The sequence below is a fragment of the Serratia sp. CMO1 genome, from assembly GCF_015689115.1.
Lineage (GTDB): Bacteria > Pseudomonadota > Gammaproteobacteria > Enterobacterales > Enterobacteriaceae > Serratia > Serratia marcescens.
Genome location: NZ_CP065032.1, coordinates 3381389 through 3403223, shown reverse-complemented (window position 1 = coordinate 3403223; position 21835 = coordinate 3381389). Strand labels below are relative to the sequence as shown.

General features: G+C 59.5%; 24 protein-coding genes. 16 read left to right on the top strand and 8 right to left on the bottom strand.

Going from position 1 to position 21835, the window contains the following annotated elements; all coding sequences use genetic code 11:
- The first annotated feature begins 3 nt into the window (after positions 1–3).
- From IT763_RS16225 to hisP, 3 genes are read left to right on the top strand one after another with little or no spacing between them, the layout of a single operon-like run.
- Positions 4–690, top strand: coding sequence for a histidine ABC transporter permease HisQ (locus IT763_RS16225; protein WP_016926884.1), 687 nt, complete (start codon positions 4–6; stop codon positions 688–690).
- The gene (locus IT763_RS16220; protein ID WP_004936100.1) at positions 687–1391 is read left to right on the top strand and encodes an ABC transporter permease; all 705 of its coding nucleotides are present in this window, start codon (positions 687–689) and stop codon (positions 1389–1391) included. The genes IT763_RS16225 and IT763_RS16220 overlap by 4 nt, the downstream gene beginning before the upstream one ends.
- 20 nt (positions 1392–1411) lie before the next feature.
- Positions 1412–2185 (top strand): histidine ABC transporter ATP-binding protein HisP, encoded by a 774-nt coding sequence (gene hisP, locus IT763_RS16215; protein ID WP_004936098.1) that lies wholly within the window; start codon positions 1412–1414, stop codon positions 2183–2185.
- Between the two features lie 7 nt (positions 2186–2192).
- On the opposite strand, the gene IT763_RS16210 is transcribed toward hisP, so the two are convergent.
- From IT763_RS16210 to yfcG, 3 genes are all read right to left on the bottom strand, one after another.
- Positions 2193–3107 carry a TIGR01777 family oxidoreductase gene (locus tag IT763_RS16210; protein WP_049300066.1) on the bottom strand — a complete coding sequence of 305 codons (915 nt, stop codon included), beginning with the start codon at positions 3105–3107 and terminating at the stop codon, positions 2193–2195.
- Between the two features lie 16 nt (positions 3108–3123).
- On the bottom strand, positions 3124–3495 hold the full coding sequence (gene folX / locus IT763_RS16205) for a dihydroneopterin triphosphate 2'-epimerase (protein ID WP_004936094.1): 372 nt from the start codon (positions 3493–3495) through the stop codon (positions 3124–3126).
- Positions 3496–3606: 111 nt separating this feature from the next.
- Entirely contained in the window at positions 3607–4236 is a 630-nt protein-coding gene (yfcG, locus tag IT763_RS16200; RefSeq protein ID WP_016926886.1) for a GSH-dependent disulfide bond oxidoreductase, read from the bottom strand.
- A 233-nt stretch (positions 4237–4469) separates the two neighbouring features.
- On the opposite strand from yfcG, the gene yfcE reads away from it, so the two are divergent.
- Positions 4470–5021, top strand: a complete 552-nt coding sequence (gene yfcE / locus IT763_RS16195) for a phosphodiesterase (protein WP_016926887.1) — start codon at positions 4470–4472, stop codon at positions 5019–5021.
- 99 nt (positions 5022–5120) lie between these two features.
- Complete coding sequence (yfcD, locus tag IT763_RS16190; protein WP_004936086.1) at positions 5121–5666, top strand: NUDIX hydrolase YfcD; 546 nt, start codon at positions 5121–5123, stop codon at positions 5664–5666.
- Between the two features lie 54 nt (positions 5667–5720).
- Here yfcD and IT763_RS16185 read toward each other — a convergent pair whose 3' ends face one another.
- Complete coding sequence (locus IT763_RS16185) at positions 5721–6740, bottom strand: LacI family DNA-binding transcriptional regulator (protein WP_016926888.1); 1020 nt, start codon at positions 6738–6740, stop codon at positions 5721–5723.
- A gap of 310 nt (positions 6741–7050) precedes the next feature.
- Between IT763_RS16185 and IT763_RS16180 the strand changes: the two genes are divergently transcribed.
- From IT763_RS16180 to IT763_RS16150, 7 genes are all read left to right on the top strand, one after another.
- Positions 7051–7494: a PTS sugar transporter subunit IIA gene (locus tag IT763_RS16180; protein WP_016926889.1), complete on the top strand. Its 444-nt coding sequence runs from the start codon at positions 7051–7053 to the stop codon at positions 7492–7494.
- A 92-nt stretch (positions 7495–7586) separates the two neighbouring features.
- Complete coding sequence (locus IT763_RS16175) at positions 7587–7868, top strand: PTS sugar transporter subunit IIB (protein WP_206194841.1); 282 nt, start codon at positions 7587–7589, stop codon at positions 7866–7868.
- Between the two features lie 23 nt (positions 7869–7891).
- Positions 7892–9271, top strand: coding sequence for a PTS ascorbate transporter subunit IIC (locus IT763_RS16170; RefSeq protein ID WP_016926891.1), 1380 nt, complete (start codon positions 7892–7894; stop codon positions 9269–9271).
- A 13-nt stretch (positions 9272–9284) separates the two neighbouring features.
- Positions 9285–10136, top strand: coding sequence for a transketolase (locus tag IT763_RS16165; RefSeq protein WP_206194840.1), 852 nt, complete (start codon positions 9285–9287; stop codon positions 10134–10136).
- A complete protein-coding gene (locus tag IT763_RS16160; protein ID WP_016926893.1) occupies positions 10129–11088 on the top strand; it encodes a transketolase family protein in 960 nt (319 codons plus the stop codon). The genes IT763_RS16165 and IT763_RS16160 overlap by 8 nt, the downstream gene beginning before the upstream one ends.
- Before the next feature lie 222 nt (positions 11089–11310).
- Complete coding sequence (locus tag IT763_RS16155) at positions 11311–11850, top strand: hypothetical protein (RefSeq protein WP_197758913.1); 540 nt, start codon at positions 11311–11313, stop codon at positions 11848–11850.
- Positions 11847–12269 carry a putative T6SS immunity periplasmic lipoprotein gene (locus tag IT763_RS16150; RefSeq protein WP_016926895.1) on the top strand — a complete coding sequence of 141 codons (423 nt, stop codon included), beginning with the start codon at positions 11847–11849 and terminating at the stop codon, positions 12267–12269. Before IT763_RS16155 ends, IT763_RS16150 begins: the two co-directional genes overlap by 4 nt.
- A 73-nt stretch (positions 12270–12342) precedes the next feature.
- Here the strand turns inward: IT763_RS16150 and pta are convergent, their stop codons facing one another.
- Positions 12343–14499 (bottom strand): phosphate acetyltransferase, encoded by a 2157-nt coding sequence (gene pta / locus IT763_RS16145; RefSeq protein ID WP_028127748.1) that lies wholly within the window; start codon positions 14497–14499, stop codon positions 12343–12345.
- Positions 14500–14573: 74 nt separating this feature from the next.
- Positions 14574–15776 (bottom strand): acetate kinase, encoded by a 1203-nt coding sequence (gene ackA, locus IT763_RS16140; protein WP_004936063.1) that lies wholly within the window; start codon positions 15774–15776, stop codon positions 14574–14576.
- Between the two features lie 358 nt (positions 15777–16134).
- On the opposite strand from ackA, the gene yfbV reads away from it, so the two are divergent.
- The 4 genes from yfbV (at position 16135) to IT763_RS16120 (ending at position 19831) form a co-directional block, all read left to right on the top strand.
- Positions 16135–16590: a terminus macrodomain insulation protein YfbV gene (gene yfbV, locus IT763_RS16135; RefSeq protein ID WP_004936061.1), complete on the top strand. Its 456-nt coding sequence runs from the start codon at positions 16135–16137 to the stop codon at positions 16588–16590.
- A 142-nt stretch (positions 16591–16732) separates the two neighbouring features.
- Complete coding sequence (locus IT763_RS16130) at positions 16733–17227, top strand: YfbU family protein (protein ID WP_016926898.1); 495 nt, start codon at positions 16733–16735, stop codon at positions 17225–17227.
- Between the two features lie 17 nt (positions 17228–17244).
- On the top strand, positions 17245–17901 hold the full coding sequence (locus IT763_RS16125) for a sugar phosphatase (protein WP_016926899.1): 657 nt from the start codon (positions 17245–17247) through the stop codon (positions 17899–17901).
- 97 nt (positions 17902–17998) lie between these two features.
- On the top strand, positions 17999–19831 hold the full coding sequence (locus IT763_RS16120) for an SLC13 family permease (RefSeq protein ID WP_241005479.1): 1833 nt from the start codon (positions 17999–18001) through the stop codon (positions 19829–19831).
- A 27-nt stretch (positions 19832–19858) separates the two neighbouring features.
- Here IT763_RS16120 and yfbR read toward each other — a convergent pair whose 3' ends face one another.
- On the bottom strand, positions 19859–20458 hold the full coding sequence (yfbR, locus tag IT763_RS16115) for a 5'-deoxynucleotidase (RefSeq protein WP_206194838.1): 600 nt from the start codon (positions 20456–20458) through the stop codon (positions 19859–19861).
- Between the two features lie 107 nt (positions 20459–20565).
- A complete protein-coding gene (locus IT763_RS16110) occupies positions 20566–21780 on the bottom strand; it encodes a pyridoxal phosphate-dependent aminotransferase (protein ID WP_206194837.1) in 1215 nt (404 codons plus the stop codon).
- Positions 21781–21835: the final 55 nt, after the last annotated feature.

Genomic DNA, 21835 nt, shown 5'->3' with positions numbered 1-21835 from the left:
TAGATGCTGCAAGGCTATTCCCAACTGATTTTCGAGGGGGCTCTGGTGACGCTGGAGCTGGCCCTCAGTTCCGTGTTGCTGGCGGTGGTGATCGGCCTGATCGGCGCCGGTGGCAAACTGTCTCATAACCCCTTTATCTCCGGCCTGTTCGGCGCCTATACCACGCTGATCCGCGGCGTGCCCGATCTGGTGCTGATGCTGCTGATTTTTTACGGTCTGCAAATCGCGCTGAACAATATCACTACGCTGCTGGGCTTCGCGCAGATCGATATCGATCCGCTCGGCGCCGGCATCATTACCCTCGGCTTTATCTACGGCGCTTATTTTACCGAGACCTTCCGCGGCGCTTATCTGGCGGTGCCGAAAGGGCAGATCGAAGCGGCGACGGCCTATGGCTTCAGCGGCGCGCAGATCTTCCGGCGCATTCTGTTCCCGGCGATGATGCGTTTCGCCCTGCCGGGCATCGGCAATAACTGGCAGGTGATCCTGAAGGCGACGGCGCTGGTGTCGATTCTCGGCCTGAACGATGTGGTCAAAGCCACGCAGCTGGCGGGAAAAGGCACCTATCAGCCGTTCTTCTTCGCCATCGTGGCCGGCGTGGTGTATCTGATCTTCACTACCGTTTCCAACGGCGTGCTGCTGTGGCTTGAACGGCGTTACTCACTGGGCGTCAAGAGGGCCGAACTATGATCGAGATCCTGCAACAGTATTGGCAGTCGCTGCTGTGGAGTGACGGCTACCGCTTCACCGGCGTGGCGATCACGCTGTGGCTGCTGATTGCCTCGGTGGTGATGGGCGGGCTGCTGGCGATCCCGATGGCGGTGGCGCGCGTTTCTTCCCTTCGCTGGGTGCGTTTCCCGGTGTGGCTCTACACCTATGTGTTTCGCGGTACGCCGCTGTACGTGCAACTGCTGGTGTTCTACTCCGGCATGTATAGCCTCGAGATCGTGCGCGGCAGCGAGTTTCTCAATGCGTTTTTCCGCAGCGGGCTCAACTGCACCATCCTGGCGCTGACGCTCAACACCTGCGCTTATACCACCGAGATCTTCGCCGGGGCGATCCGCTCGGTGCCGCACGGTGAAATCGAGGCCGCCAACGCCTACGGTTTCTCGCGTTTCAAGATGTATCGCTGCATCATTTTGCCTTCGGCGCTGCGCACCGCGCTGCCGGCTTACAGCAACGAAGTGATCCTGATGCTGCACTCCACCGCGCTGGCGTTTACCGCCACCGTGCCGGATCTGTTGAAGATCGCGCGCGACATCAACGCCGCGACCTATCAGCCGTTTTACGCCTTCGGCATTGCGGCGGTGCTGTATCTGATCATCTCCTACGTGTTAATCAGCCTGTTCCGCAAAGCTGAGAAACGCTGGATGGCACACGTTAGTCACTGATAAATGACGGGAAGAAAACCATGTCTGAGAATAAATTAGCCGTCACGGAACTGCACAAACGCTATGGCGACCACGAAGTGCTGAAGGGCGTCTCGCTGGCGGCCAACGCCGGGGATGTGATCAGCATCATCGGCTCCTCCGGCTCCGGCAAAAGCACCTTTCTGCGCTGCATCAACTTCCTTGAGAAGCCGAGCGAAGGTTCGATCAGTCTGAACAACGAAGATATTCGCATGGTGCGCGACAAGGACGGCCAACTGAAGGTATTCGACAAGAAGCAGCTGCAGCTGTTGCGCACCCGCCTGACCATGGTATTTCAGCACTTTAACCTGTGGAGCCACATGACGGTGCTGGAGAACGTGATGGAAGCGCCGGTGCAGGTGCTGGGGCTGAGCAAGGCCGACGCGCACGAGCGCGCGGTGCGCTACCTGGACAAAGTGGGCATCGACGAGCGGGCGCGCGGCAAATACCCGGTGCACCTGTCGGGCGGCCAGCAGCAGCGCGTCTCTATCGCCCGCGCATTGGCGATGGAGCCGGAGGTGCTGCTGTTTGACGAACCGACGTCGGCACTGGATCCCGAACTGGTGGGCGAGGTGCTGCGCATCATGCAGAAGCTGGCGGAGGAGGGGAAGACCATGGTGGTGGTGACGCACGAAATGGAGTTTGCGCGCCACGTTTCCAACCACGTGATCTTCCTGCACAAAGGGTTGATTGAAGAACAGGGGCCGCCGGCCGAGCTGTTCGGCAACCCCAAAAGCCCGCGCCTGCAGCAGTTCCTGTCCGGCGCGTTGAAGTAACGTCAGATCAGCGGGCTTCGGCCCGCTGATTGATCACGTCATCCAACGCCTGTTCCAACTCCAGATAGCGGAAGTGGAAGCCGGCTTCTTCCAGCCGTTTCGGCACCGCCCGCTGGCCGCCGAGCACCAGCACCGCCGCTTCCCCCATCAACAAGCGCATGACGAACGCCGGCACCCGCAGAAACGCCGGGCGATCGAGCACGTTGGCCAGTTGGGCGACGAACTGTTCGTTATGCACCGGGTAGGGGGCGACCATGTTGAACGGGCCGGTCAGCGTGGCGTGATCCAGCAGATAAATAATGCCGTTGACCATGTCGTCGAGATGGATCCACGGCAGATATTGGCGGCCGTCGCCGATCGGGCCGCCCAGCCCGAAGCGGAACGGCGGCAGCATTTTGGCCAGCGCGCCGCCTTGTGGCGCCAGCACCACGCCGGTGCGCAGCAGGCAGACGCGGGTGGCGTCGCTCTGCGCCTGCAGCGCCAGCGCTTCCCAGCGTTGGCACAGCTGGTGGGTGAATTCGTCGTGCGGCGGCTCCTCTTCGGTGACCACCGCCTGCCCCTGATCGCCGTAGTAGCCGACGGCGGAACCGGAAATCAGCACGCCGGGGGGCGTGCTGCCGGCCTTGATCAGCTGCGCCAACCGTTCGGTCAGATCCCAGCGGCTGCGGCACAGGCGCTCTTTCTGCTGCGCGCTCCAGCGCTTGTCGGCGATAGGTTCGCCGGCGAGGTTGATCACTGCGTCGAAGTCATCCAGCGACTGCCGGTCGTCCAGCGTTTGCCAATAGCTCGGCCGGTCGCCCAGCCTGGCTCGGGCGCGCCGCTCGTCGCGGGTCAGTACCGTAATGTGGTGAGAAAGCGCCAGCAGTCTTGCCGTCAGGCTGCTGCCTATCAATCCCGTTGCGCCGGTGATCAGGATCCGCATGGTCGACCTCCCTGAGTTAGCCCCGGCGGTAGCTCATGGTCATGGAGACCGAATCGGCGTAGCGCAGAGCCAGAAGTTTATCTATCTCCACTTCAGCATAGGTTACCCAGGCGTGTTCTTTTACGATGTCGAGCACATCCTGCGTTAATTTTTCCAGCAATGCGAAACGGTTATCTTCCACATGGCGGATGATCGCTTTGGTGATGGTGCGGTAGTTGAGCGCGTCGGCGATGTCTTCGCTGTTGCGCGCCTTATCCGCCGGGTAGTGGATCACCACGTTGATCAGAACGTCCTGTCGGTTGTTGATTTCCTCTTCCTTGATACCGATGAACGTGCGCAGCCGCAGATTTTTAATGCGAATAACGGCGTCGGGTTGACTGAAAGACATCAGAGATTCTCCATAGGTCTGATTATTAGCGTTCAGAATACACGGAAAGTAAGGAAATGATAACGTGAGGACGATGTGACTCCCCGGCCGACGGGGAGTCGGGGGAGGCGCTTAGGCTTGTTCGGCCAGTTTGTAGGCGCGCTCGGTCGCCGGGCGGTTGCTGATGCGCTCGAACCAGTTGCGCACCGCCGGGTAATCTGCCAGATCGATGCGCTGGCGCGGATGCGACACCACCCACGGGTAGGTGGCGATATCGGCGATGCTGTAGTTGTCGCCGCCCAGGTACGGGTGTTTTTGCAGTTCAGCTTCCAGCACGCCGTACAGCCGCTTGGTCTCCAGATGGTAACGCTCGATGGCGTAAGGCACCGGCTGCGGCGCGTAGTGATTAAAGTGATGATTCTGCCCGAGCATCGGCCCGAACCCGGCCACCTGCCAGAACAGCCACTGCAGGGTGGCGGCGCGTTCGCGCAGGCCCTTGCTCAGCAGCTTGCCGGTCTTCTCCGCCAGATACAGCAGGATTTCCCCGGACTCGAACAGGCTGATTGGCGCGCCGCCGTCCACCGGTTGCTGATCGACGATCGCCGGGATTTTGTTGTTGGGAGAAATGCTCAGAAAGTCCGGTTTGAACTGCTCGCCGGCGCTGATGTTTACGCGATGGATACGGTAGGGCAAGCCGACCTCTTCCAGAAACAAGGTGATCTTGTGACCATTGGGAGTAGGCGCGTAATACAGGTCAATCATGTTGCCTCCTGCGGTAAGGTGATCTGTAATTCATTACACGTTGCTGCGGTCTTCGCCGCGCACAAAGGTATATCAGAGATCCAACAATAGCAGCTAAGGATAGCAGGCTATGTGGGATTCGTCCGATGCTATCTGCGCAGTTGGATCACAATTCTCCACCGGGGCGGTCGGCGGTTTGCCGCACGGCGCCGGCGCGGTAAAATGGCGCTTATTTCCCTCTATAGGACAAGGTTATGAAGCTGATGTTCGCCTCGGATATCCACGGATCGCTGCCGGCTACCGAACGCGTGCTGGAATTGTTCGCACAACACGGCGCCGACTGGCTGATTCTTCTGGGTGATTTGCTGAATCACGGCCCGCGCAACGCGCTGCCCGCCGGGTATCAGCCCGCTCAGGTTGCCGAACGATTGAATCGCTATAGCGACAAGATCATCGCCGTTCGCGGCAATTGCGACAGCGAGGTCGATCAGATGCTGCTGACGTTTCCCATCGAGGCGCCCTGGCAACAGGTTTTACTGCAAAAAAGACGATTGTTTTTGACCCACGGTCACCTTTATCATCCCTCGGCACTGCCGCCGTTATCCCGCGGTGACGTCCTGGCCTACGGCCATACGCATCTGCCGCAGGCGGAGCGGCAGGGTGAGATCTATTGCTTCAATCCAGGCTCGGTCAGCATCCCGAAAGGGGGCTTTCCGGCCAGCTACGGCATGTTGGATCGGGGCACTTTGCGCGTGCTGGCGCTCGACGACGGCAAGGTCGTCGCGGAGGTGGCGTTAACACGCTAAACGCACTAATTTATACACACACAATAAAAATCTTTGAAAAACACTCATTGATTAACCAGCGCGCGGGATGCATCGCGCCAAAATAGAAGGTTTTAGAGGATGGCGGAACAGGGTCAGGCTGCAGATACCGAATGGGTTGATATCGTCGACGAGCAAAACGAGGTGATTGCGCAATCCAGTCGTCAACAGATGCGGGCGGAGCGGCTGCGTCATCGTGCTACCTATATTGTGGTGCATGATGGGATGGGAAAAATTCTGGTGCAGCGTCGCACCGAGATCAAGGACTTCTACCCGGGCTGGCTGGACGCGACGGCGGGTGGCGTAGTGCAAAGCGGTGAAAACGTACTGGATTCGGCGCGCCGCGAGGCGGAAGAAGAGCTGGGCATCGCCGGCGTGCCTTTCGCCGAACACGGTCTGTTCTACTTCGAAGAAGAGCAGTGCCGGGTGTGGGGGGCGCTGTTCAGCTGCGTATCGCACGGCCCGTTCGCGCTGCAGGAAGAAGAAGTGGCTGAAGTGTGCTGGCTGACGCCGGAAGAGATCACCGCGCGCTGCGACGAGTTTACCCCGGATTCGCTGAAGGCGCTGTCGCTGTGGCTGACGCGCAACAACGAACAGGATTACGGTAAGCCGCTCGACAACCACTGAGACGCCAACGCGTGAGAAAGCCGGTCATCGACCGGCTTTTTTTATGCTGTGGATTCAGCAACTGTCGCGGCGGCACAGCGTGGCGGGCAGGGAGCCCGCCGGTTGCCAGGGTTGCTCGTTCAGCCGCGCCAGCAGCGCCTGGCCGGCCTGAATGCCGATGTCGCGATGCGGAATGGTCATGGTGGTCAGCGGCGGCTGGCACACCCGGCTGAACTCGCTGTTGCCGAACCCCACCACCGCCAGATTGTCCGGCACCTTGATGCGCCGCCGCTGGCATTCATACAGCGCGCCACCGGCCAGTTCGTCCGAGGCGCACACCAGCGCGTCCAGCTCCGGCCAGGCCAGCAAAAATTCCGGCAGCTGCTGCGCGCCGGTGCTGAAGCTGGCGGGCTGCGCGGCGTTGATCACCCGATGCGGCGACATATGGTTGCGCAGAAGCGCCTTGTGCCAACCCTGCAGGTGCTGCTGGAAAATCCACTGTTCCTGATTGGCGCACAGCAGCCCGATATTCTGATAGCCGCCGGCGATCACCGTTTGCGTCAGCTGATACATGGCCGCCACGTAATCGATGCCGATGCTCATGTCGATCGGATCGGCGCGCACGGCGCCGATCTCCACCACCGGAATGTTGGCGGCGATCAACGCGTTGCGGGCATTTTGCGAATGCTCGACGCTGAGCAGCACCGCCGCCGCCAGGTTGTAAGAGAGCAGGGTCTCCAGCAGTCTCTCCTCGCGTTCCAGGTGGTGCTGCGACTCCGCCAGCATGATGTGATAGCCGGCGGGCTGCAGCACTTTCTGCAGACCGGCGAACATCTCGGCGCAGCCGGATTCGGACAGGCTGGGCACCACCATGGCGATGGTGTAGGAGGAGGCCGACGCCAGCGAACTGGCGGCCAGGTTGGGCAGATACCCCAACTCGCTCACCGCGGCTTCAATCTTCTCGCGCAGTTTGTCTGAAACCTGCTCCGGCGTGCGCAGCGCGCGCGACACCGTCATGGTGCCGACGCCCGCCAGCTGCGCTACGTCAGCCAACGTCACCCTGCCCGTGCTGCGTCGTTTTTTACCGATCGACATGCCAAATCCCGACTGAAATGCGCGCGCGGCGCATAAAAATGGTGAGGGTGGGAAGCCGACGGCGCGGCTTCGACGATCCCCGTATGTGGCACATTCTACCCCGTTACCCGAAAGAGCGAGAAAAAATTGTGGTTAACGTCATGCCGCGGCGCGGCGTTTTGATAGCGCTATCACAGATCTGCATGATAGCGCTTTGGTAGCGCTATCTTTGTGATATCCATCACTGTGTGGCCGGGAGGGGTTGATTAAAGTTTTACCGTCGTCGGTGAATTAATCACCGGCCGCAATCATCGATTCTCGGGAGGATAACGTGCTGAAAGAGTGGCTGACCGCCGATCATATACAGCTGTGCGAACGGGTGGAGGACTGGCGCCAGGCGGTAACGCTGAGCGCGCAGCCGCTGCTGCAAGACGGCGTGATTACGCCGAATTATCTGACGGCCATCTTTCATCAGCAGGAGAAGCTCGGCCCTTACTTCGTCCTGGCGCCGGGCATCGCCATGCCACACGCCCGGCCCGAGGAGGGCGCCAACGCGCTGGGGTTATCGCTGTTGAAGATCCATCAGGGGGTGAACTTTCATTCCGCGGATAACGATCCGGTTCAGGTGGTGGTGACGCTTTCCGCGCCTGACGGCAACAGCCACATCGAATTGATTTCGCAACTGGCTGAATTATTTTCAGACAATCAGGCAATGGAGGCGTTATTTCACGCCAAAGATAAACGACAAATCGAGGATATTATCGCCCGCTATTAACGTTTAATCACCAGGAGCACGATTAATGCTAACAACGCCGGGAATATGACCGGCGGCGCTACCCTACACGCTAAATTCAACAGGTGGATATCATGAAAATCATGGCGATTTGCGGTTCTGGTCTCGGCAGCAGTTTTATGGTGGAAATGAATATTAAAAAGGTGCTGAAAAAAATGGACGTGGAGGCCGAGGTCGAACACTCCGATCTGTCGTCGGCCACCCCCGGCGCAGCCGACGTGTTCGTGATGGCGAAAGACATTGCCGACAGCGCCAGCGTGCCGGCCGAGCAGCTGGTGGTGATCAGCAACATCATCGACATCAATGAGCTGGAAGCCAAGCTGCGCGCTTACTTCGAAGCCCACTCAATCCTCTGAATAAAACGATTGGCGAGGTGGATATGTTTATCCAGGAAACGCTTAAGTTTGTGGTGGATATATTAAAGGTGCCTTCGGTGCTGGTCGGGCTTATTGCGCTGATCGGTTTGCTGGCGCAAAAGAAATCCTTTTCCGACGTGGTGAAAGGCACGGTAAAAACCATTCTCGGCTTTATCGTTTTGGGCGGCGGCGCCACGGTATTGGTCGGGTCGCTCAATCCGTTGGGCGGCATGTTCGAACACGCATTTAATATTCAGGGCATCATTCCGAACAACGAAGCGATCGTCTCTATCGCGCTGGAGAAATACGGCGCTTCCACCGCCTTGATCATGGCGTTCGGCATGGTGGCGAACATCGTGGTGGCGCGCTTCACCCGGCTGAAATACATCTTCCTCACCGGCCACCACACCTTCTACATGGCCTGCATGATCGGCATCATCCTGACGGTGGCGGGCTTCGAGGGCGTTCAACTGGTGTTTACCGGCGCGTTGACCCTGGGGCTGGTGATGGCGTTCTTCCCGGCGATCGCCCAGCGCTATATGCGCCGCATCACCGGCAACGACGATATCGCTTTCGGCCACTTCGGCACCCTGGGCTATGTGCTGTCCGGCTGGATCGGCTCGAAGGTGGGTAAGAACTCGCGCTCGACCGAGGAGATGAACCTGCCGAAAAACCTCAGCTTCCTGCGTGACAGTTCCATTTCGATCTCGATGACCATGATCGTCATCTACCTGATCCTGGCGATCTGCGCCGGGCGGGCCTATGTGGAAAGCGAGCTCAGTGGCGGCCAGAACTACCTGGTGTATTCGATTATCCAGGCCATCACCTTCGCCGCCGGGGTGTTCATCATTCTGCAGGGCGTGCGCTTGATTCTGGCGGAGATCGTGCCGGCGTTCACCGGCTTCTCGGAAAAACTGGTGCCTAACGCGCGGCCGGCGCTGGATTGCCCGGTGGTTTATCCCTATGCCCCCAACGCGGTGCTGATCGGCTTCCTGTTCAGCTTCCTTGGCGGGTTGGCCGGGCTGTTCCTGCTGGGGCAACTGAAGATGGTGCTGATCCTGCCCGGCGTGGTGCCGCATTTCTTCACCGGCGCTACCGCCGGGGTGTTTGGCAACGCGACCGGCGGGCGGCGCGGCGCGATGCTGGGCGCCTTCGCCAACGGACTGCTGATCACCTTCCTGCCGGTGCTGCTGTTGCCGGTGCTGGGGGCGCTTGGCTTTGCCAACACCACCTTCTCCGACGCCGATTTCGGCGTGATCGGCATCCTGCTGGGCAATATGGCGCGCTTTATGTCGAAGGAGATGATCATGCTGGCGATCGTCGCCGTGTTCGCGCTGCTGGTGGCGCATAACTTCTTGAGAAAACGCAAAGGCGCGCCGGCCGCTGACCGCGTCGAGAAATAACGAGGGCAGACTGATGAACGACACAACGAGCGAAACGGAAATTGAAGAGCTGCGCACTCTGGCGCGCGCGATCCGTCTGGAAACGCTGAAAGCGCTGACCGGGCTGGGCTTCGGCCACTACGGCGGCTGCATGTCGGTGGTGGAGACGCTGGCGGTGCTGTACGGCGGCGTGATGCGCATCGATCCGGCGGACCCGGACTGGCAGGAGCGCGATGACTTCGTGCTGTCGAAAGGGCACGCCGGCCCGGCGCTGTACAGCACGCTGGCGATCAAGGGCTACTTCCCGCTGGCGGAACTGAAGACCCTCAATCAGAACGGCACGCGCCTGCCGAGCCACCCGGACCGGCTGCGCACGCGCGGCGTGGACGCCACCACCGGCTCACTGGGGCAGGGCGTGTCGATCGCCGCCGGCATGGCGTTATCCCATCGGCTGGCGGGGCGGCGCAATCGGGTGTTCAGCATCCTCGGCGACGGAGAGCTGAATGAAGGGCAGTGCTGGGAGGCGTTCCAGTTTATCGCCCACCACAACCTGAACAACCTGACGCTGTTTATCGATTACAACAAGCAACAGCTGGACGGCGCGCTGGACGAGGTGATCCAACCGTTCGATCTGGCCGCCAAGTTCCGCGCCTTCGGCTTTGAGGTGCAAACCATCAAGGGCGACGACATCGCGGCGCTGCTGGCGGCGGTAGCGCCGGCGCGCGGCGGCGAACAGCGGCCGCTGGCGATCGTGCTCGACAGCATCAAGGGACAGGGCGTGACCTATCTGGAAAACCTGTCGAACTCACACCACCTGCGCCTGACGCCGGACGTGCAGTTGGAGATCGAAAAAGCCATCGCCGAACTGGAGGCCGCCCATGTTTAACGTAGTGACGCAGTTGGAAAACGACGCCGTCGAAATGCGCAAAGTCTACGCCGGCGCGGTGCGGCGGCAGATTGAGGCGGGCGCGCCGATCATCGCGCTGGAGGCGGATTTGATGAGCTCGATGGCGATGGACGGCGTGCACAAGGATCACCCGCAGCACGTGATCAACTGCGGCATCATGGAGGCCAACGTGATCGGCGTCGCCGCCGGGCTGTCGCTTACCGGCCGGGTGCCGTTCGTGCATACCTTCACCGCCTTCGCCAGCCGCCGCTGTTTCGATCAGCTGTTCATGTCGCTGGATTACCAGCGCAACAACGTCAAGGTGATCGCTTCCGACGCCGGGGTAAGCGCCTGCCACAACGGCGGCACCCACATGTCGTTCGAGGACATGGGCATTGTGCGCGGGCTGGCGCATTCGGTGGTGCTGGAAGTGACCGACGCCACCATGTTCGCCGACATTCTGCGCCAACTGATGGATCTGCGCGGCTTCTACTGGGTGCGCACCATTCGCAAGCAGGCGACGCGCATCTACCAGGAAGGCTCGCGCTTTACCATCGGCAAGGGCAACCTGCTGCGCGATGGCGATGACGTCACGCTGATCGCCAACGGCATCATGGTGGCGGAGGCGTTGAAAGCGGCGGAGATGCTGGCGCGGCAGGGCGTCAGCGCGGCGGTGATCGATATGTTCACCCTCAAGCCTATCGACCGTGAACTGATCAAAACCTACGCGGCCAAGACCGGACGCATCGTCACCTGTGAGAACCACAGCATTCATAACGGGCTGGGATCGGCGGTGGCGGAGGTGCTGGCGGAAGAGTGCCCGACGCCGATGCGGCGCGTGGGAGTGAAGGAGCGTTACGGCCAGGTGGGCACCCAGGCGTTTTTACAGCAGGAGTATGGCCTGACCGCCGAACATATTCTGGAGGCTGCCGGGCAGTTGCTGCAAAAGTAGTTCTTGAGTCAATAACAACTGCTGTAACGAATGAGGCTCGGTGCTCTGGATAAAGCATATACCTTCCCCCGGAATTTTGAGTCATGACTCACGTATTATTAACGGATAAGCCCCTTAGGGGGCTTTTTGTTTTCGGTGAATAATAGGTGGTCAATGCTTGGATAAAAATAGATAATAAAAATAAATCAATAAATACAATAAATTATATTCATGGAGTGAATAATGATAACAGCAAGAGGCTCATTCAGAAGGCTGACGCTAGGCGAGATCACGCTATCCCGCTCTCTCTATAAAAATGCCATCGACTACAGTCTTGTTAAAGTGCATAACGCGAGCTATTTCCCGTTTGGTTTGCAGAATGAGGAAACGGCCGTTACGCCTAATGGTGAACTTTATTGGCCTGAAAAACACTTCTGGGAAGATTTTTCCACAGAAACAACGCGCTATCTATGGTGGTTCATGCATGAAATGGCCCACGTATGGCAGTATCAGATGGGGATGAACGTCCGGCTACGGGGAATAATGAGCTGGGCGGTAACTTATAAATACTCGCTGCCCGATTACTACTCATTAGCTGATTATGGTATGGAGGCGCAAGCCAGCCTTCTTGCAGATTACTTCATCCTTTCTCGTTATGGAAAAGAACGGTGGTTTGAGGTGAAGCTGATGCAGGGTATTATAGGTCCAGATTTGAAAAGCCGTTATGAGCATGTTTTGAAAAGATTTCTTAATGCTCCTACCGACAGGAAAAACCTGAAATGAGAAGAATCTATACCCTCATCATGATGATGTTGCTCAGTGGTTGTATGCTTGAAAAGCAACGTTTTTACACTGCGGATATTACGCTACGGGGAAATGATCTCTGTTTCTCTTTGCCGCAGACCTACCAAACACAGAGTGGCAGGGTCAGTCTGGTCAGTATCGCTATTGAACAACGGTTGGGTAGCCAAACGCATGAACTCTGGCGCAGGACCATTCTACCGCCAAAGCCCGCTGAGACGATCACGCCCGGCCGGTGTATCCCATACTCGTTCAAAGCATTTGAGAGCAATATGCCATACACCGTAGCAATCAGTACCGTGGATCCTCAGGATGCGGATTCGAAACGTTTCTGGCAGCGCAGTTTCTCGCTGAAAATCAGTGACGGCCAGATTTCGCAGGTTATTGCCAGCGCGGAGTAATAAAAAGTCAGAGAAGGGATGAATGAAATAACAAGGGCCGGCAATGCCGGCCCTTGTTTCGTTTGGCGATGAATTACGCCTTGGCGGCAGCGTCAGCCTGGGAAGACTGGATCGCCGTCAGCGCGACGGTGTAGACGATATCGTCAACCAGTGCGCCGCGCGACAGGTCGTTCACCGGCTTGCGCATGCCTTGCAGCATCGGGCCGATGGAGACCAGGTCAGCGGAGCGCTGTACCGCTTTGTAGGTGGTATTGCCGGTGTTCAGATCCGGGAAGATGAACACGGTCGCCTGGCCGGCCACCGGCGAGTTCGGCGCCTTGGACTTGGCAACGTCGGCCATGATGGCGGCGTCGTACTGCAGCGGGCCGTCGATGATCAGATCCGGGCGTTTTTCCTGCGCCAGACGGGTCGCTTCGCGCACTTTCTCGACGTCGCTGCCCGCACCGGAGTTGCCGGTGGAGTAGGAGATCATCGCCACGCGCGGCTCGATGCCGAAGGCCGCGGCGGAATCCGCAGACTGGATGGCGATTTCAGACAGCTGCTCGGCGGTCGGATCCGGGTTGATCGCGCAGTCGCCGTAGACCAGTACCTGGTCAGGCAACAGCATGAAGAACACGGAGGACACCAGCGAGCTGCCCGGCGCGGTTTTGATCAGCTGCAACGGCGGACGAATGGTGTTGGCGGTGGTGTGAACCGCGCCGGAGACCAGACCGTCGACTTCGCCCTGTTCCAGCATCAGGGTGCCGAGCACCACGTTGTCTTCCAGCTGCTCGCGCGCGACCACTTCGGTCATGCCCTTGCTCTTGCGCAGCTCAACCAGACGCGGCACGTAGTTTTCACGCACGGCGACCGGATCGACGATTTCGATGCCTTTGCCCAGCTCAACGCCTTGCGCCGCCGCGACGCGCTGGATCTCGTCCGGGTTGCCGAGCAGCACGCATTCCGCGATGCCGCGTTCGGCGCAGATGGCCGCCGCTTTCACGGTGCGCGGCTCGTCGCCTTCCGGCAGCACGATGCGCTTGCCGGCTTTACGCGCCAGCTCGGTCAGCTCGTAACGGAACGCCGGTGGAGACAGGCGACGTGAACGTTCGGAGGTGGCGGTCAGCGAATCGATCCACTCGGTGCTGATGTGGCTGGCCACGTAGTTCTGCACTTTCTCGATGCGCTGGTGGTCGTCCGCCGGCACTTCGAGGTTGAAGCTCTGCAGGCTCAGCGAGGTCTGCCAGGTGTTGGTGTCGACCATGAACACCGGCAGGCCGGTCTGGAAGGCGCGTTCGCACAGCTTCTTGATCGGCTCATCGATGGCGTAGCCGCCGGTCAGCAGGATGGCGCCGATTTCCACGCCGTTCATCGCCGCCAGGCAGGCGGAGACCAGCACGTCAGGACGGTCTGCGGAGGTCACCAGCAGGGAACCTGGGCGGAAGTGTTCCAGCATGTGCGGGATGCTGCGCGCACAGAAGGTCACGGACTTCACGCGGCGGGTCATGATGTCGCCTTCGTTGACCACGCGGGCCTTCAGGTGGCGAGCCATGTCGATGGCGCGGGTGGCGATCAGATCGAAACTCCACGGCACGCAGCCCAGAACCGGCAGCGGGCTGTTGGCGAACAGCTGCGCAGGATCGACGTGGGCGATGCTGGCCTTGGTGGAGTCGTCGAAGATTTCGGACAGGTCAGGACGGGTGCGGCCCTGATCGTCGACCGGCGCGTTCAGCTTGTTGATGATAACGCCGGTGATGTTTTTGTTCTTGCTGCCGCCGAAGCTGGTGCGCGCCAGTTCGATGCGCTCTTTCAGCTGCGCCGGGGAGTCGTTGCCCAGCGCCAGTACGAAGACGATCTCGGCGTTCAGGGTTTTGGCGATCTCGTAGTTCAGCGCGTTGGCGAACTGGTGTTTGCGGGTCGGCACCAGGCCTTCGATCAGCACCACTTCCGCGTCTTTGGTGTTCTCGTGGTAGCGCGCCACGATCTCTTCCATCAGTACGTCTTGCTGGTTGGAGCTCAGTAGGCCTTCAACGTAATCCATGCGCAGCGGTTCGGCCGCCGGGATGGTGGAGTTGCTGCGGATGATGGTGGTGGTCTGGTCGAGCGCGTTGTCGCCGGTGCGCGGTTGAGCGATAGGCTTGAACACGCTCAGACGAACGCCTTTTTGCTCCATGGAGCGGATGACACCCAGGCTGACGCTGGTCAGGCCGACGCTGGTGCCGGTGGGGATCAACATAATAGTACGTGACACAGAATAGTCCTCTTCACGATTAACATGAGGCTAAAACAACACCGTCAGCCTGGGCTGACGGTGTTTTGAGAGCATTACGCGGTCAGGCGGGATGCGTCCTGCGCGATGACCAACTCTTCGTTGGTCGGGATCACCAGCGCCAGGCGGCTGCCGTCTTTGGTGATGGCGCCGGATTTGCCGAAGCGAGCGGCCATGTTGCGGTCGTGGTCGATTTCGAAGCCCAGCAGGCCCAGTTTGTTCAGGGTCAGCTCACGCACCATGCCGGCGTTCTCGCCGATGCCGCCGGTGAAGATCACCGCGTCCAGACGGCCTTCCATCAGCGCGCTGTAGGCGCCGACGTATTTGGCCAGACGGTGGCAGAACACGTCCATGGCGCGTTTGGCGTCGGCTTTGCTGTCGTAGTTGTCTTCAACGTAGCGGCAGTCGCTGGTGACTTCGGTCAGGCCCAGCAGGCCGGATTCTTTGGTCAGCATCTTGTTGATCTGGTCAACGCTCATGCCCAGAGAATCGTGCAGGTGGAAGATGATAGCCGGATCGATGTCACCGCTGCGGGTGCCCATTACCAGGCCTTCCAGCGGGGTCAGACCCATGGAGGTGTCAACGCACTGGCCGTTGCGCACTGCGGTGACGGAACCGCCGTTGCCCAGGTGGCAAGTGATCACGTTCACTTCTTCCACCGGCTTGTTCAGCATCTTCGCGGCTTCCTGAGTCACGTAGAAGTGGCTGGTGCCGTGTGCGCCGTAGCGGCGAACGCCATGGTCGCGGTACAGGCTGTACGGCAGGGCGTACAGGTAAGATTCTTCCGGCATGGTCTGGTGGAACGCGGTGTCGAACACGGCAACGTTCTTGTCAGCCAGGTGAGGGAAGGATTTCAGCGCTTCCGCGATGCCGATCAGGTGAGCTGGGTTGTGCAGTGGTGCAAACGGCACGGAATCTTTGATACCCTGCAGAACTTCGTCGTTGATCACGGCGGAGGCGGTGAACTTCTCGCCGCCGTGCACGATGCGGTGGCCGATAGCGGTCAGCTGCGCGGAAAGCTCTGGTTTTTGTGCCAGAATAGTATTAACAATGAAGTTCAGCGCTTCGCTGTGTGCAGCGCCGGCCCCCAAGGCAGCTTCGTGTTTGGCGCCGTCCATTTTCCACTTGATGCGAGCTTCAGGCAGGTGGAAACACTCGGCCAAACCGGAGAGGAATTCGTCGCCGTTAACGGCATCGATGATGGCGAATTTCAGAGAAGAACTGCCGCAGTTAAGAACCAGTACTAGCTTACTCGACATGGAAGTACCTACTTAAATAGTCGTGTTGTTAAAAGAAAATCGAACACACGTGGTGAATTAATCGTCAATCAGACAACAAGCGTAGCGCATAGTGCCGATGACATTTATGATTAACATCATGTGAAGTGCACAAATCACAGGATGATGGAAAAACCGATGATTTCTCTGCGGTTTAAATAATCTTGATTTTTATAGGGCTAAAAGTTGACAAAATTTACGTCATCTTCTACCGGCCACAAGGCCGGCTTAGGATACCGATAGCCCGGTGCAAACACAAAATAAATTTAAAGCTTCAAATTTTTTAGTATGGTCTCTGGCAGCACGCTTTTAGTTTCTTTACGTGACGTTGAGGTACGCAATGACGAGCAAACCGTCCGGTTCCGTAAGCTGGTTTCAGGTCTTCCAGCGCGGGCAGCATTATATGAAAACCTGGCCGTCAGACAAACGTCTGGCACCGGTCTTTCCGGAGAACCGCGTTGCGCGTGCCACCCGTTTCGCTATCCGTTTCATGCCGCCGTTGGCGATTTTCACGCTGACCTGGCAGATCGCGCTCGGCGGCCAACTGGGCCCGGCGATCGCCACCGCGCTGTTCGCCTGCAGCCTGCCGATGCAGGGCTTGTGGTGGCTGGGGCGCCGTTCGGTCACGCCGCTGCCGCCGACGCTGCTGCAATGGTTCCATGAGGTGCGCAACAAGCTGACGGAAGCCGGACAGGCGGTGGCGCCGCTCGAAGGCACGCCGACCTATCAGACGTTGGCTGATTTGCTCAAGCGCGCCTTCAAGCAGCTGGACAAAACCTTCCTCGACGATCTGTAAATGAAAAAAGGCCGCGTTGTGCGGCCTTTTTCGTCTAAGCGCCAATAACCCCGGTTTAAATCAAAGAACGGTCGAGTTGTGATTTCCTGCGTTCTTGCGCTGTGCGATGCTCCCGCCATCACACAGAAATGAGGAAATCCTGATGGAAATGACCAACGCCCAGCGGCTGATCCTGTCGAATCAGTACAAGATGATGACCTTGCTCGATCCGGACAACGGCGATCGTTATCGCCGGTTGCAAACCATCGTCGAACGCGGCTTCGGTTTGCAAATGCGCGAGCTGGATCGCGACTTCGGCGAACTGAGCGAAGAGGTGTGCCGAACCATCATCAACGTGATGGAAATGCATCATGCGCTGCAGGTTTCCTGGGGCAACCTGAAAGAGAAGCAGGATCTGGACGAGCGCCGCCTGGCGTTCCTCGGCTTCGACGCCGCGACCGAGGCGCGCTACCTGAGTTACGTGCGTTTCCTGGTCAGCACCGAGGGGCGCTATACTCACTTTGATTCCGGCAGCCACGGTTTTAACGCCCAGACCAAAATGTGGGAAAAATACCAGCGTATGCTGGCGATCTGGTTGGCCTGTCCGCGCCAGTATCACTTGAGCGCCGTTGAGATAGCGCAAATCATCAATGCTTGATTAAGAAGAGGTTTTCTGTGGAGTGTAAGGGTTTTCTGTTCGATCTTGATGGCACCCTGGTGGATTCGCTGCCGGCGGTAGAGCGCGCCTGGACGCACTGGGCCGAGCGCCGCGGCGTCGACCCGCAAGCGGTGCTGGACTTCATTCACGGTAAACAGGCCATTACTTCTCTGCGCCATTTTATGCCGGGCGAAAGCGAAGCGGAAATTCAGCGCGAATTCCAATTGCTGGAGCAGGTGGAAGCGCAGGATACCGATGGCGTTCGCGCGCTGCCGGGCGCGATTGCGTTGCTGGAGCGCCTGAACGCGCTCGGCATCCCTTGGGCGATCGTCACCTCCGGTTCGGTGCCGGTGGCCGGCGCTCGCCGCCAGGCCGGCGGTTTGCCGCAGCCGGCGGTGTTCATCACCGCCGAGCAGGTTAAACATGGCAAGCCGCAGCCCGACGCCTATCTGCTGGGCGCCGAGCGCCTGGGGCTGGCGCCGCACGAGTGCGTAGTGGTCGAAGACGCGCCGGCCGGCATTCTCTCCGGCCTGGCGGCGGGTTGCCAGGTGATTGCGGTCAACGCCCCGGCCGATGCGCCGAAGCTGGAGCAGGTCGACCTGCGGCTGGATTCGCTGGCGCAGATCGCCGTCGATAAAACGGCGCAGGGCGCGATCGTTCGCCGGCTGGTTTAAGCGGCATGATCTTCACCCTAATTGATTAGACCCCGCTTCGGCGGGGTTTTTTTATGCTATTTTTTAGACCCTTGGACATTTGCCGGATGAGGCCGTTTTGAACAGCGAATTACTGTGGGTGCTGAGTTTACTGCTGATTGCCATCGTGCTGTTTACCACCAACAAGCTGCGGATGGACGTGGTGGCGCTGTTGGTGATCATCGCTTTCGTGCTGAGCGGCACGCTCAGCTTGCAGGAGGCGACGGTCGGTTTCAGCGATCCCAATGTGATTTTGATCGCCGCGCTGTTCGTGATCGGCGAAGGGCTGGTGCGCACCGGCGTGGCTTATCAGGTGGGCGACTGGCTGGTGAAAGTGGCCGGCAGCAGCGAAACCAAAATGTTGATGCTGCTGATGGTGACGGTCGCCGGATTGGGGGCATTTATGAGCTCGACCGGCGTGGTGGCGATCTTTATCCCGGTGGTGCTCAGCGTGACGGCGAGAATGAAGATCGCGCCGGGGCGGCTGATGATGCCGCTCAGCTTCGCCGGGCTGATCAGCGGCATGATGACGCTGGTGGCCACGCCGCCCAACATGGTGGTCAACAGCGAACTGGTGCGTGAAGGCATCCATGGTTTCGGTTTCTTCAGCGTGACGCCCATTGGCCTGGCGGTGCTGGCGCTGGGCGTCGGTTACATGCTGATTGCCCGGCGTTGGCTGGGCAGCGGCGACACGGGCAAAGCCGGCGACGACTGGCAGCGCCGCACCTTCCGTGACCTGATCCGCGATTACAAGCTGACCGGCCGCGCGCGGCGGTTGGCTGTCCGTAGCGCTTCGCCGCTGATCGGGCGTTCGCTGGACGAGCTGCACCTGCGCGCGCGCTATGGCGCCAACGTGGTGGGCATCGAGCGCTGGAAACGCTTCCGGCGGGTGATGGTCAGCGCCTCCGGCAACACCGAACTGCGCGAGGGCGACGTCCTCTTGATCGACATGTCGGACAGCCAGGTCGATCTGCGCGAATTCTGCGGCGAGCAGCGGCTGGAGCCGATGGTGCTGCGCGGCGATTACTTCTCGGAACAGTCGCGCAACGTCGGCATGGCGGAGGTGTCGCTGATCCCGGACTCGGCGCTGCTGGGCAAAAGCCTGCGCGAAGCGGCGTTCCGCAGCCGTTACGATCTGAACGTGGTGGGCATCCGCCGCCACGGCGAGACGCTGGGCGGCAAGTTGGTGGACGAGCCGCTGGAACTGGGCGACATCTTGCTGGTGATCGGCGATTGGAAGGCGATTCGTCAGCTGCAGGCCAAAACCCACGACTTTATCGTGCTCAATCTGCCGGCCGAGGTGGACGAAGTGGCGCCGGCCATCACGCAGGCGCCGCATGCGCTGTTTTGCCTGGCGCTGATGGTGGCGATGATGCTGACCGACGAAATCCCCAACCCGATCGCGGCGCTGATCGCCTGTTTGCTGATGGGCAAGTTCCGCTGCATCGATATGGAGAGCGCCTATAAATCGATCCATTGGCCGAGCATTATTTTGATCGTCGGCATGATGCCGTTCGCGCAGGCGCTGCAAAAGACCGGCGGGGTGGATCTGATCGTCAGCGGGCTGATGGACATCGCCGGCGGCGCGGGGCCGCGCGTGATGCTGCTGTGCCTGTTCGTCTTGTGCGCCACCATCGGCCTGTTTATTTCCAATACCGCGACGGCAGTGCTGATGGCGCCGATCGCCATCGCCGCCGCGCGCGAAATGGGGGTATCGCCATACCCGTTCGCGATGATTATCGCCGTCGCCGCGTCCGCCGCCTTTATGACGCCGGTTTCTTCACCGGTCAATACGCTGGTGCTGGGGCCGGGCAATTACAAGTTCGGCGATTTCGTGCGGCTCGGCGTGCCGTTCACCCTGTTGGTGATGGCGGTCAGCGTGATTGTGGTGCCGTGGCTCTACGATTTTTAACGGCGCAACGAGGCTGCGCCGGCGGGGTTACAGCGAGCTGTCGAGGCTGATTTCGTCCAATGACAGACTGAAACTGGGAATGAACACTTCCATGAAGTAGTCCATTTCCGGGCTGCGGCGCTGTTCCAGGGTTTTATCCAGCCGCACCTTGGCCAGGGTAAATTCGTTGTTACCGGCAGACAGCTCCTCCAGGCATTTCAGGTAGGCGCATAATGCGTCCGCCTGCTTTACCACCTGCTTTTCATCTTCGCTGTAATAGTGCTCATCGAGAATGGTGCGGAAATCGTTGCGCAGTTCCGCGGGGATCATGTCCAGCAGCTTTTGCTGGGCGATCTTTTCGATCTTCTTGTACTCGTGGGCGATCTGCGGATTGTAGTACTTGATCGGCGTCGGCATGTCGCCGGTGATCACTTCGCTGGCGTCGTGATACATCGCCAGCAGCGCAACCCGGTCGGCGTTGAGATTGCCGTTGAACTTGCGGTTCTTGATCACCGCTAACGCGTGGGCGACAAAAGCCACCTGCAGACTGTGTTCGGAGACGTTCTCGGTGCGCACGTTGCGCATCAGTGGCCAGCGGTTGATCAGTTTCAAGCGGGACAGATGGGCGAAGAAATGGCTCTGGCTCATGGTGCTCTCTTTAACGGCAAGTGAGGCCCCCATTGTGAAGCAGTGACGGCGAATTTTGCAACCGGGCAATGAGAGAAGGGCGCAGCAAGGCGCTGCGCCCCAGGCGATTACTGATGGTAGCCTTCAAGGAAGCGGCCCAGCTTGCCGACCGCCATTTCCAGCTCGTCTACGCGCGGCAGGGTGACGATGCGCACATGATCCGGGTAGGGCCAGTTGAATGCGGTCCCCTGCACCAGCAGCACTTTTTCCTGCAGCAACAGATCCAGCACCAGCTTCTGGTCGTCATGGATATTGAAGCGTTTGGCATCGATGCGCGGGAACATGTACAGCGCGCCCTGCGGCTTCACGCATGAGACGCCCGGAATGTCATTGAGCAGTTCCCAGGTGCGGTTGCGCTGTTCGTACAGACGGCCGCCGGGCTGAATGAATTCGCTGATGCTTTGATAACCGCCCAGCGCGGTCTGAATGGCGTGCTGCATCGGCACGTTGGCGCACAGGCGCATCGAAGACAGCATCTCCAGCCCTTCGATATAGCCTTTGGCGTGCTTTTTCGGCCCGTTCAGCACCATCCAGCCCTGGCGGAAGCCCGCCACGCGGTAGGTCTTCGACAGGCCGTTGAAGGTCACGGTCAGCAGATCCGGCGCCAGCGCGGCGATAGAGTGGTGCTCCGCTTCGTCGTACAGGATCTTGTCGTAGATCTCGTCGGCGAAGATGATCAGGTTGTGTTGACGGGCGATCTCGACGATCTGTTCCAGCAGCGCTTTGCTGTACACCGCGCCGGTTGGGTTGTTCGGGTTGATGATCACGATGCCGCGGGTGCGCGGGGTGATCTTGCTGATGATGTCGTCCAGATCCGGGAACCAGCCGGCCTGCTCATCGCACAGATAGTGCACGGCTTTGCCGCCGGACAGCGAGACCGCGGCGGTCCACAACGGGTAGTCCGGCGCCGGCACCAGCATTTCGTCGCCGCTGTTGAGCAGCGCCTGCATGGATTGAACGATCAGCTCCGAGACGCCGTTGCCAATGTAGATATCCTCAACGGTCACGTCACGCATGTTGCGCGCCTGATAGTGCTGCATGATCGCTTTACGCGCCGAGAAGAGGCCCTTGGAGTCGGAGTAGCCTTGCGCCGTGGGCAGATTGCGGATCACGTCGACCAGGATTTCGTCCGGGGCGTCGAAACCGAACGGGGCAGGGTTGCCGATGTTCAGTTTCAGGACTTTGTTGCCTTCTTCTTCAAGACGTTTAGCTTCTTTAAGCACCGGGCCGCGAATGTCATAGCAGACGTTGTCCAGTTTGCTGGATTTCTCAATGGGGGACATAAAAAGTTGAGCCTTTTGCTGGGATAGGGGCGCTCCTACCGTGGGACGCCGCAAC

Bases quoted from the DNA above. Each gene is read 5' to 3' on its own strand.
- IT763_RS16185 (WP_016926888.1), bottom strand. From the start codon at position 6,740: ATGTCGATCGGTAAAAAACGACGCAGCACGGGCAGGGTGACGTTGGCT.
- IT763_RS16170 (WP_016926891.1), top strand. From the start codon at position 7,892: ATGTTTATCCAGGAAACGCTTAAGTTTGTGGTGGATATATTAAAGGTG.
- IT763_RS16110 (WP_206194837.1), bottom strand. From the start codon at position 21,780: ATGTCCCCCATTGAGAAATCCAGCAAACTGGACAACGTCTGCTATGAC.
- yfcD (WP_004936086.1), top strand. From the start codon at position 5,121: ATGGCGGAACAGGGTCAGGCTGCAGATACCGAATGGGTTGATATCGTC.
- IT763_RS16160 (WP_016926893.1), top strand. From the start codon at position 10,129: ATGTTTAACGTAGTGACGCAGTTGGAAAACGACGCCGTCGAAATGCGC.
- folX (WP_004936094.1), bottom strand. From the start codon at position 3,495: ATGTCTTTCAGTCAACCCGACGCCGTTATTCGCATTAAAAATCTGCGG.
- hisP (WP_004936098.1), top strand. From the start codon at position 1,412: ATGTCTGAGAATAAATTAGCCGTCACGGAACTGCACAAACGCTATGGC.
- yfbV (WP_004936061.1), top strand. From the start codon at position 16,135: ATGACGAGCAAACCGTCCGGTTCCGTAAGCTGGTTTCAGGTCTTCCAG.
- IT763_RS16150 (WP_016926895.1), top strand. From the start codon at position 11,847: ATGAGAAGAATCTATACCCTCATCATGATGATGTTGCTCAGTGGTTGT.
- ackA (WP_004936063.1), bottom strand. From the start codon at position 15,776: ATGTCGAGTAAGCTAGTACTGGTTCTTAACTGCGGCAGTTCTTCTCTG.
- yfbR (WP_206194838.1), bottom strand. From the start codon at position 20,458: ATGAGCCAGAGCCATTTCTTCGCCCATCTGTCCCGCTTGAAACTGATC.
- IT763_RS16220 (WP_004936100.1), top strand. From the start codon at position 687: ATGATCGAGATCCTGCAACAGTATTGGCAGTCGCTGCTGTGGAGTGAC.
- IT763_RS16155 (WP_197758913.1), top strand. From the start codon at position 11,311: ATGATAACAGCAAGAGGCTCATTCAGAAGGCTGACGCTAGGCGAGATC.
- IT763_RS16175 (WP_206194841.1), top strand. From the start codon at position 7,587: ATGAAAATCATGGCGATTTGCGGTTCTGGTCTCGGCAGCAGTTTTATG.
- yfcG (WP_016926886.1), bottom strand. From the start codon at position 4,236: ATGATTGACCTGTATTACGCGCCTACTCCCAATGGTCACAAGATCACC.
- IT763_RS16165 (WP_206194840.1), top strand. From the start codon at position 9,285: ATGAACGACACAACGAGCGAAACGGAAATTGAAGAGCTGCGCACTCTG.
- IT763_RS16225 (WP_016926884.1), top strand. From the start codon at position 4: ATGCTGCAAGGCTATTCCCAACTGATTTTCGAGGGGGCTCTGGTGACG.
- yfcE (WP_016926887.1), top strand. From the start codon at position 4,470: ATGAAGCTGATGTTCGCCTCGGATATCCACGGATCGCTGCCGGCTACC.
- IT763_RS16210 (WP_049300066.1), bottom strand. From the start codon at position 3,107: ATGCGGATCCTGATCACCGGCGCAACGGGATTGATAGGCAGCAGCCTG.
- IT763_RS16130 (WP_016926898.1), top strand. From the start codon at position 16,733: ATGGAAATGACCAACGCCCAGCGGCTGATCCTGTCGAATCAGTACAAG.